Here is a 14,600-nt window from a genome sequence, read left to right as displayed (position 1 = left end):
TGTTTGCGTGCCCTCCGTCCGCGGCCGGGGGTCGGCGCGCCCGGACGAGATACGTGCACGTCCTACTACTTTCGCCGTACGGTGCGACCACGCCCCTGGAATCGCCCCGGGCACCTCGGTGAGGAGTGCCATGAACCCGAGTGCGCCGCCCCTGCACGTGCCGGTCCACCCGGTGCGCTTCGTGACCGCCGCCAGCCTGTTCGACGGCCACGACGCCTCGATCAACATCATGCGGCGGATGCTGCAGAGCCAGGGCGCCGAGGTGGTGCATCTCGGCCACGACCGCAGTGTCGACGCCGTCGTCCGCGCGGCCGTCGAGGAGGACGTGCAGGGCGTGGCCCTGTCCTCCTACCAGGGCGGCCACGTGGAGTACTTCAGCTACCTGGTGGAGCGCCTGGTGGAGGAGGGGGCCGGCCACGTCCAGGTGTTCGGTGGTGGCGGCGGGGTGATCGTCCCCGAGGAGATCGCCACGCTGCGGGAGCGGGGCGTCACGGTCTTCGCCCCCGAGGACGGCCAGCGGCTGGGGCTGCCCGGCATGATCAACGAGCTCGTCCGGGCCTGCGACGTCGACCTCGCCGAGCGGGCGCCCGACGTCGAGGCCGTCGTCGGTGGCTCACCGGCCGCCCTGGCCCGCGCCATCACCGTGCTGGAGAGCGGCCGCTCGCCGCAGCTGGCCGAGCAGCTCCGTGCCGCCGCCGGGCGACGGCAGGTCCCCGTCCTGGGCATCACCGGCACCGGCGGCTCCGGCAAGTCCTCGCTGACCGACGAGCTGCTCCGGCGCCTGCGGCTCGACCAGGAGGACAAGCTGCGCGTCGCCGTCCTCGCCATCGACCCGACCCGGCGGCGGGGCGGCGGGGCACTGCTGGGCGACCGGATCCGCATGAACGCGCTGGACTCCGCGGACGGGGATCTGAGCGACCGGTCGCGCACCTTCTTCCGGTCGATGGCCACCCGCAGCGCCGGCGCCCAGGTGCCCGAGCAGCTCGACGACGTCCTCGCGGCGGTCAAGGCCGCGGGCTTCGACCTGGTGATCGTCGAGACCCCGGGCATCGGGCAGGGCGACGCCGCCATCGTCCCGTTCAGCGACGTCTCGCTCTACGTCATGACGCCGGAGTTCGGCGCCGCCTCGCAGCTCGAGAAGATCGACATGCTCGACTTCGCCGACGTCGTCGCCATCAACAAGTACGAGCGCCGCGGGGCCGAGGACGCCCGGCGAGACGTCGCCCGGCAGCTGGTCCGCAACCGGGAGGCCTTCGGGGTTCCGTGGGAGGAGATGCCGGTCTACGGCACCAGCGCCGCCCGGTTCAACGACGACGGCGTGACCGCGCTCTACCAGCACTTGCGCGGCCTGCTCGTGGAGAAGGGACTCCCGGCCGGGAGCGGCGTCCTGCCGCGGGTCGACGTGCGGGCGTCCTCCGGTCTGACCAGCGTGGTGCCCTCGTCGCGGTCCCGGTATCTCGCCGACATCGCCGAGGCGGTCCGCGGCTACCACCGGGCCACGGCGGACCAGGCCGAGGTCGTGCGCCGCCGTCAGCACCTGCGGACGGCCGTCGACCTGCTCGGGGACGATCCCGCGGCCGCGCGGCTGACGGAGCTGCTCGCCGCCGCCGACCGGGAGGTGCTGCCCGAGGTGCGCGACCTCCTCGACCGGTGGACGGCGCTCGCGGAGGAGTACTCCGGCGACGAACTGGTCTACTCGGTGCGCGGCAGGGAGATCCGCACCCGGCTCAACCGCGAGTCGCTGTCGGGCACGAAGGTGCCGCGCGTGGCGCTTCCCCGGACGGCCGAGGAGGCCGAGCTCCTCCGCTTCCTGCGTGCCGAGCACCTGCCGGGCTTCTTCCCGTTCACCGCCGGTGTCTTCCCGTTCAAGCGCGAGGGCGAGGCCCCGGCCCGCATGTTCGCCGGCGAGGGCGACGCCTTCCGCACCAGCCGGCGCTTCCGCCTGCTCTCGGCCGGCGATGAGGCGACGCGACTGTCGACGGCGTTCGACTCGGTCACCCTCTACGGCCGGGACCCCGACCCGCGCCCGGACATCTACGGCAAGGTCGGGACGTCGGGCGTCTCGATCGCCACCGTCGAGGACATGAAGGTCCTGTACTCCGGGTTCGACCTGTGCTCGCCCACGACGTCGGTGTCCATGACCATCAACGGGCCGGCCCCGACGATCCTGGCGATGTTCTTCGCCACCGCGATCGACCAACGGCTCGACGCCTTCCGCGCCGAGGAGGGCCGGGAACCAGACGAGGCGGAGGCCGAGGAGATCCGTGCCTGGGTGCTCGCCAACGTCCGCGGCACGGTGCAGGCCGACATCCTCAAGGAGGACCAGGGCCAGAACACCTGCATCTTCTCCACCGAGTTCGCCCTGCGGGCGATGGGCGACATCCAGCAGTACTTCATCGACCACGGTGTCCGGAACTTCTACTCCGTCTCGATCTCCGGCTACCACATCGCCGAGGCGGGGGCGAACCCCCTCAGCCAGCTCGCGTTCACGCTGGCCAACGGGTTCACCTACGTGGAGAGCTACCTCGCGCGCGGGATGGTCATCGACGACTTCGCGCCCAACCTGTCCTTCTTCTTCTCCAACGGCATGGACGCCGAGTACTCCGTCATCGGCCGGGTGGCCCGCCGCATCTGGGCCGTGGCCATGAGGGAGCGGTACGGCGCCGGCGAGCGGTCGCAGAAGCTGAAGTACCACGTGCAGACCTCGGGCCGGTCGCTGCACGCGCAGGAGATGGACTTCAACGACATCCGCACCACGCTGCAGGCGCTGTGCGCCGTCTACGACAACGCCAACAGCCTGCACACCAACGCCTTCGACGAGGCGGTGACGACGCCGAGCGAGCAGTCGGTCCGCCGGGCGCTGGCGATCCAGCTGATCATCGACAAGGAGTGGGGGCTGGCGGGCAACGAGAACCCGCTGCAGGGCTCGTTCGTCATCGACGAGCTCACCGACCTCGTCGAGGAGGCGGTCCTGGCCGAGTTCGACCGGATCGCCGAACGCGGGGGAGTGCTCGGCGCGATGGAGACCGGCTACCAGCGCGGCCGGATCCAGGACGAGTCGATGCTCTACGAGCACCGCAAGCACGACGGCAGCCTGCCGATCGTCGGCGTCAACACCTTCCTCGCCCCCGACCGGGGCGACGCCCCACCGGCACCGGTCGAGCTGGCACGGGCAACCGAGGCGGAGAAGCAGTCCCAGCTCGATCGGCTTGCCGCGTTCAAGGAGCAGCACGCCGCCGAGGCCCCCGCCGCCCTCGCCCGCCTCCAGCAGGTGGCCACCGAGGGCGGCAACGTCTTCGCCGAGCTGGTGGAGGCCGTCCGCTGCTGCACCCTCGGGCAGATCAGCGAGGCGTTCTTCGAGGTGGGCGGCCAGTACCGCCGCAACGTATGAAGGACCCCGCTGCCCCCCGCCACTCGCTCCGCTCGCGACGGGACCCTGCAGCGGGGCCGTTCCAGCACGTCGCCACCGATGACCTGGGGACGCCGGTCCCGGTGCCGGAGCCGCCGCGGCGGATCGTGTCGCTCGTCCCGTCGCTGACCGAGGCGCTCGCGGTCACGGTGCCCGAGCGGCTCATGGGTGCCACGGACTGGTGCACGCACCCGGCCGACCTCGACGTCGCCCGCGTGCGAGGCACGAAAAACCCGGACCGCGCCGCGATCGCAGCCCTCGCCCCGGACCTGGTGATCGCCAACCAGGAGGAGAACCGCAAGCTGGACGTGGAGCGACTGCGCGCCGACGGGATCCCGGTGTGGGTGACCGTCATCGAGTCGCTCGACCAGGCACTGGCCTCGATGGGCCGGCTGTTCACCGAGGTGCTCGGCGTCGGCGAGCCGGACTGGCTCCGGACGGCCGCGGAGGAGTGGGCGCGGCCCGCACCCGAGCCGCCGCTGCAGGCGGTCGTCCCCATCTGGCGGGACCCCTGGATGGCGGTGGGCCCGCGCACCTTCACCGGCGACCTGCTGCGGCGCCTCGGTCTGCGGACCGTCGTCGACGACGCCGAGCAGCGCTATCCGCGGTTCGAGCCCGCCGCGCTCCCGGACGTCGACGTCGTCCTGCTGCCGGACGAGCCGTACGTGTTCACCGCCGACGACGGCCCCGAGGCGTTCCCGCACGTCCGTACGGTCCTCGTCTCCGGCCGCGACCTCACCTGGTACGGCCCGTCCCTCGCCACCGCCCGCGGCCGCCTGCTGGACGCGATCGCGCGCTGACCCCGGTCCGATTTCTCTCAAGGAACGTGCTGGTCGGGCCGATGAACCGGTGGACAGGTCAGGGCAGAGCCCTGCACGACCGCTCCGCGGCAGGCATGGTGGGCGCGAAGCGCAGGTCGAGGAGGAGATGGCGGTGCATCAGGACAGACGAGCGGCTCGCGGCCGGATGGTCGGCCGATCGGCCGCCCTCGCCGTCGCGACCGCGCTCGTGCTGGGCCTGACCGGCGGCCCCGCCTCCGCCGCACCCACCGACGCCGAGGTGAGCGATGCGCAGCTCGCCACCGACGACCTCGCCGCCCAGGTCACCGGACTCCTCACCGAGGAGGGCGCCGTGCGCACGGCGCTCGGCGCCGCCGAGGGGGCCGCCGCGGCGGCCCAGGGCCCNTACGACGCCGAGCGGGCCCGCCTGGCCGACGCCCGGACCGCCGCCGACACGGCCCGCGCCGCGGCGGACGACGCGGTGGCCGCAGTGGACTCCGCACGGGTCGACCTGGCCGCGTTCGCCCGGCGCAGCTACATGGACGGCACCTCGTCCCCGGGCCTCCGGATACTGCTCACCTCCGGCGACCCCGCACAGCTGATCGAGCGGGTGGCCCTCCTCGACGCCGCCGGACAGGGGCGGACGGACGCCCTCGACCGGTTCACCACAGTCCAGCGCGAGGCTGCCGGTGCGGCGGACGACGCGGCGGCGGCCGTCGACGCGGCCGCCGCGCTCGAGCAGCAGGCGTCCACCGCGTTGGCCGCGGCCGAGCAGGCGCAGACCGAGGCCCGCCGCGCCGCGGCGGAGTTCGAGCTCCGGCAGGCCGGGCTCCGGTCCCGCCTGGAGGAGGCCCGGACGGCACTGGTGGAGCTCCGGCTCGAGCAGGTGGCCGCACGGACCGCACCACCGCCCGCCTCGCGCTCCACCAGCGCTGCGACCCCACCGCCGGCACCGCGTGCCCCCGTCGTCCCGGCGCCGTCGACCGGGCGCGACTGGGACGCCGTCGCGCAGTGCGAGTCGGGCGGCAACTGGAGCATCAACACCGGCAACGGCTACTACGGCGGGCTGCAGTTCTCGCCGCGCACGTGGACCGGCTTCGGCGGCGGCGAGTTCGCGCCGCGCGCCGACCTGGCCACGCGGGAGCAGCAGATCGCCGTCGCCGAACGGGTTCTCGCCGTCCAGGGGCGAGGAGCCTGGCCGACCTGCGGCCGCAGCCTCTGACCTCGCGGCCTCAGCTACCGCCGCCGAGCCGGCGGCGGACCACGGCCGCTTGCTCGGGGGAGCCGATCAGCTGCCCGATCTCGCGCTGCTCGGCGGCCAGCCCCTCGGCCAGCGGCACCCGGCCGGCGAGGTCGACCAGCCGCTTGATGGCCCGGGTGGCGTTCCGGCTGTGACCGGCGATCTCCGTGGCCAACTCGAGCGCCGCCGCGAGCGGATCGGCTTCCTCCCGCGTGGCCATCCCGAGCCGGGCGGCGTCGGTGCCGGACACCTTCCGACCGGTCAGCGCCAGCTCCTTCGCGACGTCGCGGCCGACGAGTTCCGGCAGCAGCTGCGTGCCGCACATGTCCGGCACGATGCCCCACTGGATCTCCATGAGGGACAGCTGCGCATCGGGGGCGACCAGCCGGATGTCGGCGCCCAGAGCGATCTGCAGGCCGCCGCCGAAGGCGTAGCCGTGCACTGCGGCGATCACGGGTGCGGGCACCAGCGACCACACGTGCACGACCTGCTGGGCCAGGGCACCGGCGGCACCCAGCGGCTCCGGGGCGTTCGCCTGCCGTTCCCGCGTCCGCTCCTCGCCGCGCTCGGCCATGTCGGCGAACGAGCCGAAGTCCAGGCCGGCGCAGAACGCCCGGCCGGCGCCGTGGAGCACCACCGCGCTGACGTCGTCGCGGTCCATCAGCTCCTTGCCGGTGGCCAGGATCGCCGCGAACATCGCCGGGTCCAGGGCGTTCATCTTCTCGGGCCGGTCCAGGCGCACCGTCGCCACGCCGTCGGCCACATCGAGCGCCACCCGGCGCGAGTCGTCCATGCCCGCTGTCTACGGGCGGCACGACCGCCCTGTCAACGCGCCCGGCGGGAGGGACGGCGCCCTGCCTACGCTCCCGGCGTGACCTCCCTTCCCCGCACCGCTGCCCGACTGCTGCTCGGCGCGACCATGGTGGGAGCCGGGGTGCTGCACCTGACCACCCAGCGTCAGGAGTTCCGGGCCCAGGTACCCGACTGGTTCCCGGTCGACGAGGACCTGACGGTGGTCGGTTCGGGCGTCGCCGAGATCGTCCTGGGCGCCGCCTTCGTCGCCCTCCCGCGGAAGAAGCGGCTGATCGGCGGGCTGCTCGCCGCGTTCTTCGTCGTGATCTTCCCGGGCAACGTCGCCCAGTACCTCGAGGGCACCGACGCCTTCGGCCTGGACACCGACACCAAGCGGCTGGCCCGGCTGTTCTTCCAGCCCCTGCTCGTGCTGTGGGCGCTCTTCGGCGGCGGCTGGACGCGGCGCGACCTCCGGGGCTGATCCGGCGGACCCGTACGGCGGATCAGGGCCCGGGGGAGAGGAGGCCGCCGCCGCGTGCGCGGTCGACGGCGTCCCGGCGGGAGGTCGCGCCGAGCTTGCCGTAGATCGCCCGGACGTGGGTTTTGACGGTGCTGTGCGAGACGGCCAGTTCGGTGGCGATCTCACCGAACGAGCGCTGTGAGGGCAGCAGGTCGAGGACAGCCCGCTCCCGCTCGGTCAGAGCCTGTGGGCGCCCGTCGGCGCTGAGCTCGAACCGGGCGCGCAGGACTCGGCGCGCGATGGGCTCGCGGGCGTCGAAGCTGCCCAGCAGGCGGGCGAGGAGGTCGGCCACCTCGACCGGGCCGAACGCCAGAGGCCGCAGCACATCCATCTCCTCGCTCAGAGCCAGCGCCCGCAGCAGGGCGGCGCGGGCGTGCTCCCGGCGCCCGGCGAGCAGCGCGAGGCGGCAGTCCAGCACGCAGGCCTCGACGAGCACCCACGGTTGGAGGACGGGCGCTGTCCCGTCGAGGAGCGGGCGCAGGGCCTCGACGGCAGTCCCATGCCTGCCCATCGCGGTCAGTCGTCGAGCCCGCAGCAGGACGACGTCCCCCGCGTGGCCGATGCTGTGCTCGGCCCACTCCAGGACCGAGCGGGCGAGCTCCGGGTGACCGGCGAGCGCCGCCGTCGGGTATTCGAGCAACGCGAGCATCGCGTCAGTGGCCGCCAACCGTGGCTCGTCGGCCGTCTGCGTGCGCGCGCGTCGTAGCTCGTCGAGGCCCTCCGCGACGCGTCCGAGGTCCACCAGGGCAGCTCCCCGGAGTCCGCGGGTCGGCGCGTCGACCGCGCTCAGGGGTGCATCCTGCGGCTCTCCGAAGGCGAGCGCTGGGTCGAGAAGCTCCAGGCAACGCGCGGGCTCGGCTCGAAGCAGTGCGCCGTAGGCACGCAGGATCGAGGACATCGCCACTCCGGCCGTGCCCTCCCAGTCGGCGCCTGGCAGGAGCCCGTCGGCCTCCTCGGCGAGGGCGACCATGCGCCGGTAGTTCCCCTGAGCGGATTCGGCTGCTGCGAGAACTGTCAGCCCCCGCGCGACGAGGTAGGGCTGGCCCCCCAGACGGGCCCGGCAGATCGCGGCCGAGGCGACATCGTGCGCCTCCTCCTGCCGGTCGACCGCGAGCAGGGCCAAGGCCCGGGCCAACTGCCCGATGACGGCCAGCTCGGGCCGGCCGTCGAACGTCGCGTCGAGGTCCCGCGTCACCCGCACCATCGCGCCCGGATCGCCGGTCATGCTCACCCGGCGCGCATGCACGAGGACGCGCAGGGCCATGAGATCGGCCGTCGGCTCGGCCGGCCACACGTCGTCGGCACGTCGGAGATGGACGTCGGCGGACGTCAGAGCCCCGGTCTCCGCATCCACCAGCCCCGCGATGAGGGACAGCCACGGGTCCCGGTCCACGAATCCGCCCCCGAGCTGGTCCAAGGCCTTCCGTACGGCTCGGTGCCCCCCGTCGGCGATCAGGGCGACGGAGTGCTCGCGCAGGAGCAGGTCCAGCCGGATCGGCTCACCGGCCTGACCCGCGTGCGCCAGCGCCGGTACGCGTTCACCTCGCGCTCCGTACCAGTCGGCGGCGCGCCGGTGCAGGTCCAGCACCAGGTCGGGCCGCCGGCGCCGCAGATCCGACATCAGGTGCGACCGCAGCAGTGGATGCATCCGGTACCAGCTTCGGTCCGCCCCCGAACTGAGGACCAGGGAGGTGTCGTGCTCCAGGGAGTCGAGGACCTCGCCCGCGTCCGGCCGTCCCGACAGCGTCGCCGCAAGCGTCGCGGTCACCGGGTCGCAGACGCTCACCGCCCGCAGCAGGTCCACTGCCTCCACGGGGAGCCGGGCGAGGATCTCGTCGACGAGGTACTCGGAGACAGCGTGGCTGTTTCCGGCGAGGTCGGAGAGGAACGTGTCCGGGTCGTCGGCCTCGCGCAGGGACAGCGCTGCCAGCCGGAGCCCGGCCGCCCAGCCCTCCGTCTGCTCGACGAGCAGACGCAGCTGCTCGGGGCAGAGCACGACGTCGATCCCGGCCAGCATCTCCTCCGCTTCGGATGCCGAGAACCGGAGTGCACCTGCCCGGATCTCGTGGACCTCGCCGTTCAACCGCATCCGGCCGAGTGGCAGTGGTGGATCGCTCCGGCTCCCCAGCACGAGGTGCAACCCCGGCGGTCGGTCCCGGACGAGGCAGGTCAGCCCGTGCAGGGGGTCGGCCGCCGTCAACTCGTGCACGTCGTCCAGCACGAGGTGCACGCGGTCCGGCAGCAGGTCGACCGCGTCGACAACCGCGGCCAGGAACAGCGGGTCCCGGCTCGGCCGGGCGGGGATGGCGAGCCGACGAAGCCCGCTGTCCTCCGGGACCGATGGGCACGACGCGAACGCCGACAGCACCGCCGACCAGAAGCGGTGGTCGTCGTTGTCGTCGACGTCGAGCGACATCCACGCGGTCGTGCCCGGGTGCCGGGACGCCCACTCGGCCAGCAGCAGCGTCTTGCCGTACCCGGCCGGCGCACACACCAGGGTGACCTGCGTCGGCGCCGTGCCGTCCATCCCGACGATCAGCCGGGGACGATGCACGTGCCGCGCGGGGAGGCGGGGCAGCGCAGTCTTCACCCTCGGCACACCGGGGCGCCTCGCGCCCCGAGCCGAGCCGTGCGCTGGACCGGAGGCAGCCATGACCCAGCCTAAACTACGACCAGCGAGGCGATCGGGACAACTCCGAACGCGTCTCACCTCCGCCGGACGAGGGCAGCGGCAGCGACGTGTGCCACGGTCACGGTCACGGCGACGCGATAGGGAGGGCGAAGGTGACGCACTACCACTTCCGTGTCGCGGGGCGCCTGTCCGACCGGACCCGCGGCGCGTTCCCCGACATGGTCCTGCTCGAGGCACCCCCCGAGACGATCATCTACGGGGAGGTGATCGACGAGGCCCACCTCCACGGTGTGCTGGCGCTGATCCAGGACCTCGGGCTGCATGTCGTAGCCGTGCACGAGGTGAAGCCCTAAGCGCTCTTCAGCCGCGCTGGGCGGTCAGCACGATGTCGCCGGCGTCGTCCAGCAGGGTCAGCGTGACGGGAGTGATCGCGATCGTCGAGGCGGCGGTGAGCGCCGCCGCGATGGCGGCTTCCTGGTCCATGACGCCGGCAGGTTCGGCGCACTCCATCAACGTCCCGGCAGGCGGCTGGATGGCGATGGTCCGGCCGTCGGTCCGCCAGGTGCTGCGCAACGTGTTGCAGCCCGTCTCGACGGTGACGTTCCCGTCCGCGGTGATTCGTGCGACCGGCGCGGTGCCTTCCACCATGCTCTGGATCCCGGCGTCGGTCCGGACGCCGGTGAGCGCCCAGTCGCCGACGATCAGCTCACGCGCGTCGATGGCGGTGAAGGACAACCGCACGCCGTCCGACGTGAGGACCAGCCGCGCCGGGTCGCTGATTTCGGCGGTGCGCACCTGCGCCAACGCGTCCAGGTACTCGTGTTCGGCTGCCTCGACGTCCGGCTCGCAGCTCATGAGGGTCGTGGCGATGTCCCCGATGCGCACGCCGTCGTCGCCGTCGAGGGTGACCGTGCCCCGGTAGGTGTTGCACGGGGCAGTGCCTGACGCCGCGGTCCCATCGGCGAAGGTCAGCGTCACCGGGTTCGCGACGCCGCCGGGAAGCGAGCTATCGGCGATGTCGAGCAGCCAGTCATGGGCCGTCAACGCCTGTTCGAGGTCCGGAAGTCCGGCCGTCTCGCTCGGTGTGCCGTCCGGCGACGCTGTGCCGTTCGGCGACCCGCACGCCGCGAGCGCGACACCGACCGTTGCCGCGGCGACGAGCAGTGGAAAGCGGAACAGGGTCACCGTTCGCCCGCTCAGAAGTCGACGGGGTCGCGGATGATCGGGCAGGTCATGCAGTGGCCGCCGCCCCGGCCGCGGCCGAGCTCCGCACCCACGATGGGAAGGACCTCTACGCCGGCGTCGCGCAGCAGGGCGTTGGTGGTGGTGTTGCGGTCGTAGGCGAAGACGACGCCGGGGGCTGCGGCCACGACGTTGTTGCCGCTGTCCCACTGCTGGCGCTCGCTCTCGTAGGTGTCCCCGCCGGTCGGCAGCACGCGCAGTTCGCGCAGGCCGAGCGCGTCGGCGACGACCCCGGGGAACGAGTCCTTCTCCTCGGTCACCTCGACCGGCCCCTTGTCACTGGGGCGCAGGGAGAAGGTGTGGATGCCGTCGACGATGTCGGCGTACGCGGTGGCCAGGTCGCGGTCGGCGAAGGTGAAGACGGTGTCCAGGTGCATCGCCGACCGCAGCTTCGGCATGCCGGCGACGATCACCCGCTCGGCCGCACCGTCGGCGAACAACGCGGCCGCGAGCTGGGTGATCGCCTGCCGGGAGGTGCGCTCGCTCATGCCGACGGCGACGGCGCCGTTGCCGATGGGCATGACGTCGCCGCCCTCGAGCGTGGCCTGTCCCCACTCGCGCTCGGGGTCGCCCCACCAGACGCGGGCGCCGGAGAAGTCGGGGTGGAAGGTGTAGATCGCCTTGTAGAGCAGGGTCTCGTCGTGTCGTGCCGGCCAGTACAGCGGGTTGAGAGTCACCCCGCCGTAGATCCAGCAGGTGGTGTCGCGGGTGTACAGCGTGTTCGGCAGCGGGGGCACCAGGTACTCGCGGGCACCGGTGGACTCCCGTGCCAGTGCCACGTAGCCGGGGCGGAAGTCGGCGGGCAGGTCGGCGGTGGACAGCCCGCCGATCAGGAACTCGGCCAGCCGCCGGTCGTCGAGCTCCTCGAGGAACGCGCGGGTGTCCTCGACCAGGCCCAGACCGACCTCGTTGGCGACGATCTCGCGGTCGAGCAGCCACGACTTGGCCTCCGGGATGGCCATCGTCTCGGCCAGCACGTCGTGCAGTTCGGCCACCTCGACGCCGCGGTCGCGCAGCATCGTCACGAACTCGGCATGGTCCCGGCGGGCGTTCTGGACCCACATCACGTCGTCGAAGAGCAGGTCGTCGGAGTTGGTCGGGGTGAGCCGTTGGTGGGCGAGACCCGGCCTGCACACCATCACCTTGCGCAGCACCCCGACCTCGGAGTGGACGCCGTAGGCCGCGGCCGGCGCGCCTGCGCCGCCCCGGGAGATCGTGGTGTCGGTCATCGTCTGCACGCTCCTCGCTCGAGAGGACCGGACGTTGCTCCTGCCCGAGCAGTTCGTCTTCGTCCGGCGGGGATGAGACGTCTCCGAGGCTGCCGGCACCTTTCCGGACGCGGCGTCGATCCGGAGTGGCTTGGCAGATCGCCCTCGACATGCCGTTCTCCCTCGACGTCCCGGAGGGCCATGGGCACCGCTACACCCGCGAGTCGGTGGATGCGTGGGCGCTGCTGCTCCGCCCGGCCGGCTGGACCGAGGAGAAGGCCGACCAGCTCCGCGCGCTCATCCGGTCCGGATAGCCAGGGTCACGAACAGCACGGCAGCGAGCTGGAGAACCGGTCCGGCCGGACGTCGCTGTAGGCGTTGACCGGGACCTGGAGGGTGACCGGCCCGGCGTCGCGGAAGTGGAAGGTGATCGGGACCCGGTGGCCGCTGCGCATCAGCTCGCGCAGTCCGGACAGTTCCAGGTGCGGCCCGTCCACCTGGCGGAGGACCACCGCTCCATCCGAACGCACCGGCACGTCGAGGTCCGGATCCGGCGCGGCATCACCGTCCCGGAGGACGACCTCGTCGGCTACGTCGGTGGTTGCCGAGGTGAGCACGTCGTCGGCCCGGCCGCCGTTCGTGATCGTCAGCAGGAGTGCGGCGCTGTCACCGGCGATGTGCAGACTGCCCCGCGTGCCGGGGGACGCGACAGCCACGCCGAGCAGCCGGAGCTGATCGGCTCGCCCGTCGATGCCTTCGAGGCCGATCCTCGTCCGATCGAGGCGCGGGTCTCCCTGGGAGGAGCGGACCTGGTCCGAGCTGCAGCCGCCGAGCACCAGCAGCAGGAGCAGGACCGTCCCGACGACTCCGGTGCGGTTCATGCGGACTCCAAAGGTCGGGTTCCGGTCGGGCAGGTGACCTGGTGGGGGCGTGTCAGATGGCGATGAAGCCGGTCCACAGACCGACGACGCCGGTGATGCCGGCCGCCACGATCACAGCGCAGAGCACGATCTCGGTGGGGGTGAAGATCCGACGGCCCCGTTCGCTGCGCGCCTTGACGTACAGCAGGGTCGCCGGGGCGAGAACCACCGCGGACAGCAGCAGGAACTCCAGGCCGGCCGCCTCGAGCAGAAACAGCGTGTAGGCGGTCGCGATCCCCGCGAAGATCGCCTCCTTGCGGCGCGTCCTCCGTTCCACGCCCTCGTAGGACTCGCCCGTCAGGCCGAGCTTCAGCCCGTACGCGGCGGCGAGGAAAAACGGGATCAACGCCAAGCTGGCGGTCAGGTCGAGCATGAAGTTCAGCGCGTCGCTCAGGACGAGGGTCACGGCGAGCAGGCCCTGCACCGCCATCGAACTGACCACGAGCGCGGTGATGGGCGTCCCGTTCTCGTTCTCCCGGCCCAGGAAGACCGGGAAGTCCTCGTTACGAGCAGGCATGTACATCACCTCGGCGGCCATCAGGGTCCAGGCGAGGTAGGCGCCGAGCACCGAGATGATGACGCCGGCGCTGATGAACCAGCTACCCCACTCGCCCACGACGGACTCGAACACCCCGATCATCGAGGGCTGCCGGGTTGCGGCGATCTCCGGCTGGGTCATCACCGCGTAGCTCGACAGGGTCACCAGGGAGAAGATCGCCAGCACGCTCAGGAACCCCAGGACGGTCGCCTTTCCCACGTCCTCGCGCCGCTTGGCGTAGCGGCTGTAGACGCTGGCGCCTTCGATGCCGAGGAAGACGAACGTCGTGATGAGCATGGTGTTGCGGATCTGCTCGTCGAGCCCGCCGAGGTCGCCGTACCCGTAGGCGGTCCAGTTGTCGGCGAAGATGCCGGCGTCGAAGGCGATGAACAGCACCACGATGAAGACCAGGATCGGCAGGATCTTGAAGACCGTCACGATCCGGTTGATCACGGCGGCGTCCCGGATGCCCCGCGCGATCAGGGTGTGGAACAGCCAGACACCGGCGGTGCCGAGCGCCATCGCGAGGACGGTGTCGCCGTCGCCGAAGGCGGGGAAGAACGCACCGAGGGTCGCGGTGATGAACACCCAGTAGAAGGTGTTGCCGGCGACCGCGCTGGCCCAGAAGCCGATCGCGGAGTTGAACCCGACGTAGTCACCGAAGCCGGCCTTGGCGTAGATGAAGACCCCGGAGTCCAGCTCCGGCTTGCGGACGGCGAGGTTCTGGAAGACGAAGGCGAGCATCAGCATCCCGGCGCCCGCGACCGCCCAGGCGATCAGCGAGCCGAGGATGCCGGTGGCCACACCGAACCGGGCAGGCAGCGAGAACACGCCCGCGCCGACCATGCTGCCGACCACCATTCCGGTCAGCGTCGGCACGCTCATCTTCTTCGTCACTGCGGTCGGGGCGTCCGCGGCGCCGTCGCCAACGCGGGAGCCAGGAACCGTGTCGACCATCGTCAGCTCGTCTCACTCGTGGGCTGGTCGAGCGCCGTCGGCCCGATCCTCTCGATGCGCCGTGGTAGCTAGGGGGCCAGCAGGCGGGCCTTCCGGGCGGCGAAGTCCTCGTCGGTCAGCACGCCGGCGTCGCGCAGTTCCGTCAGCCTCGTCAGCTCGACGTGCAACCTGTCGACGCTGGCCTGGGAGGCCGCCGGGGGCGCCGGCTGAAGGGCCGGCGACAGCCGCATCCTCCGGGCGACCCGGCTGGACACCACGGCTACGGCGCCCGCGATGATCGCGGTGCGCGCCGCGGTGCCCAGCCGGCTCGACCCGTCCCGTGCGCGTCCCCGTGCGCGACTCATTCCGAGGTCTCGGTCATCG

General features: G+C 72.2%; 13 protein-coding genes. 6 read left to right on the top strand and 7 right to left on the bottom strand.

Annotated features, from left to right (window positions below; all coding sequences use genetic code 11):
• The first annotated feature begins 130 nt into the window (after positions 1-130).
• From icmF to BN344_RS21090, 3 genes are all read left to right on the top strand, one after another.
• Positions 131-3,391, top strand: coding sequence for a fused isobutyryl-CoA mutase/GTPase IcmF (gene icmF, locus BN344_RS16700; protein WP_040339632.1), 3,261 nt, complete (start codon positions 131-133; stop codon positions 3,389-3,391).
• A 101-nt stretch (positions 3,392-3,492) separates the two neighbouring features.
• Positions 3,493-4,209: a helical backbone metal receptor gene (locus BN344_RS16695; protein WP_231486943.1), complete on the top strand. Its 717-nt coding sequence runs from the start codon at positions 3,493-3,495 to the stop codon at positions 4,207-4,209.
• 127 nt (positions 4,210-4,336) lie between these two features.
• Positions 4,337-5,410 carry a transglycosylase family protein gene (locus tag BN344_RS21090; RefSeq protein WP_424945183.1) on the top strand — a complete coding sequence of 358 codons (1,074 nt, stop codon included), beginning with the start codon at positions 4,337-4,339 and terminating at the stop codon, positions 5,408-5,410.
• 10 nt (positions 5,411-5,420) lie between these two features.
• On the opposite strand, the gene BN344_RS16685 is transcribed toward BN344_RS21090, so the two are convergent.
• Entirely contained in the window at positions 5,421-6,221 is an 801-nt protein-coding gene (locus BN344_RS16685) for a crotonase/enoyl-CoA hydratase family protein (RefSeq protein ID WP_040339631.1), read from the bottom strand.
• A 78-nt stretch (positions 6,222-6,299) separates the two neighbouring features.
• Between BN344_RS16685 and BN344_RS16680 the strand changes: the two genes are divergently transcribed.
• Complete coding sequence (locus BN344_RS16680; RefSeq protein WP_040339630.1) at positions 6,300-6,701, top strand: DoxX family protein; 402 nt, start codon at positions 6,300-6,302, stop codon at positions 6,699-6,701.
• A 22-nt stretch (positions 6,702-6,723) separates the two neighbouring features.
• Here the strand turns inward: BN344_RS16680 and BN344_RS16675 are convergent, their stop codons facing one another.
• Positions 6,724-9,339 carry a helix-turn-helix transcriptional regulator gene (locus tag BN344_RS16675; RefSeq protein ID WP_208091995.1) on the bottom strand — a complete coding sequence of 872 codons (2,616 nt, stop codon included), beginning with the start codon at positions 9,337-9,339 and terminating at the stop codon, positions 6,724-6,726.
• A gap of 185 nt (positions 9,340-9,524) precedes the next feature.
• On the opposite strand from BN344_RS16675, the gene BN344_RS16670 reads away from it, so the two are divergent.
• Positions 9,525-9,725: a hypothetical protein gene (locus BN344_RS16670; RefSeq protein WP_040339629.1), complete on the top strand. Its 201-nt coding sequence runs from the start codon at positions 9,525-9,527 to the stop codon at positions 9,723-9,725.
• A 7-nt stretch (positions 9,726-9,732) separates the two neighbouring features.
• Here BN344_RS16670 and BN344_RS16665 read toward each other — a convergent pair whose 3' ends face one another.
• Together BN344_RS16665 and BN344_RS16660 are read right to left on the bottom strand one after the other, a co-directional pair.
• Entirely contained in the window at positions 9,733-10,557 is an 825-nt protein-coding gene (locus tag BN344_RS16665) for an META domain-containing protein (RefSeq protein ID WP_040339628.1), read from the bottom strand.
• An 11-nt stretch (positions 10,558-10,568) separates the two neighbouring features.
• A complete protein-coding gene (locus BN344_RS16660; RefSeq protein WP_051516052.1) occupies positions 10,569-11,843 on the bottom strand; it encodes an arginine deiminase in 1,275 nt (424 codons plus the stop codon).
• A 125-nt stretch (positions 11,844-11,968) separates the two neighbouring features.
• Between BN344_RS16660 and BN344_RS19725 the strand changes: the two genes are divergently transcribed.
• A complete protein-coding gene (locus tag BN344_RS19725) occupies positions 11,969-12,136 on the top strand; it encodes an alpha/beta-hydrolase family protein (RefSeq protein ID WP_197022361.1) in 168 nt (55 codons plus the stop codon).
• A 6-nt stretch (positions 12,137-12,142) separates the two neighbouring features.
• Here the strand turns inward: BN344_RS19725 and BN344_RS19240 are convergent, their stop codons facing one another.
• From BN344_RS19240 to BN344_RS16645, 3 genes are all read right to left on the bottom strand, one after another.
• Entirely contained in the window at positions 12,143-12,703 is a 561-nt protein-coding gene (locus BN344_RS19240; protein WP_051516051.1) for a copper chaperone PCu(A)C, read from the bottom strand.
• Between the two features lie 52 nt (positions 12,704-12,755).
• Positions 12,756-14,165: a basic amino acid/polyamine antiporter gene (locus BN344_RS16650; RefSeq protein ID WP_040340066.1), complete on the bottom strand. Its 1,410-nt coding sequence runs from the start codon at positions 14,163-14,165 to the stop codon at positions 12,756-12,758.
• A 140-nt stretch (positions 14,166-14,305) separates the two neighbouring features.
• Positions 14,306-14,581: an SHOCT domain-containing protein gene (locus BN344_RS16645; protein WP_081788792.1), complete on the bottom strand. Its 276-nt coding sequence runs from the start codon at positions 14,579-14,581 to the stop codon at positions 14,306-14,308.
• Between the last annotated feature and the right edge of the window lie 19 nt (positions 14,582-14,600).

Origin of the sequence: Candidatus Blastococcus massiliensis AP3 (assembly GCF_000582785.1) — a bacterium.
Classification (GTDB): Bacteria; Actinomycetota; Actinomycetes; order Mycobacteriales; family Geodermatophilaceae; genus Blastococcus; species Blastococcus massiliensis.
Note: the sequence above shows the minus strand (reverse complement) of the source record. Positions and strands in the feature narration are given on the sequence as shown.

Bases quoted from the DNA above. Each gene is read 5' to 3' on its own strand.
- icmF (WP_040339632.1), top strand. From the start codon at position 131: ATGAACCCGAGTGCGCCGCCCCTGCACGTGCCGGTCCACCCGGTGCGC.
- BN344_RS16685 (WP_040339631.1), bottom strand. From the start codon at position 6,221: ATGGACGACTCGCGCCGGGTGGCGCTCGATGTGGCCGACGGCGTGGCG.
- BN344_RS16660 (WP_051516052.1), bottom strand. From the start codon at position 11,843: ATGACCGACACCACGATCTCCCGGGGCGGCGCAGGCGCGCCGGCCGCG.
- BN344_RS19240 (WP_051516051.1), bottom strand. From the start codon at position 12,703: ATGAACCGCACCGGAGTCGTCGGGACGGTCCTGCTCCTGCTGCTGGTG.
- BN344_RS16650 (WP_040340066.1), bottom strand. From the start codon at position 14,165: ATGAGCGTGCCGACGCTGACCGGAATGGTGGTCGGCAGCATGGTCGGC.
- BN344_RS16645 (WP_081788792.1), bottom strand. From the start codon at position 14,581: ATGAGTCGCGCACGGGGACGCGCACGGGACGGGTCGAGCCGGCTGGGC.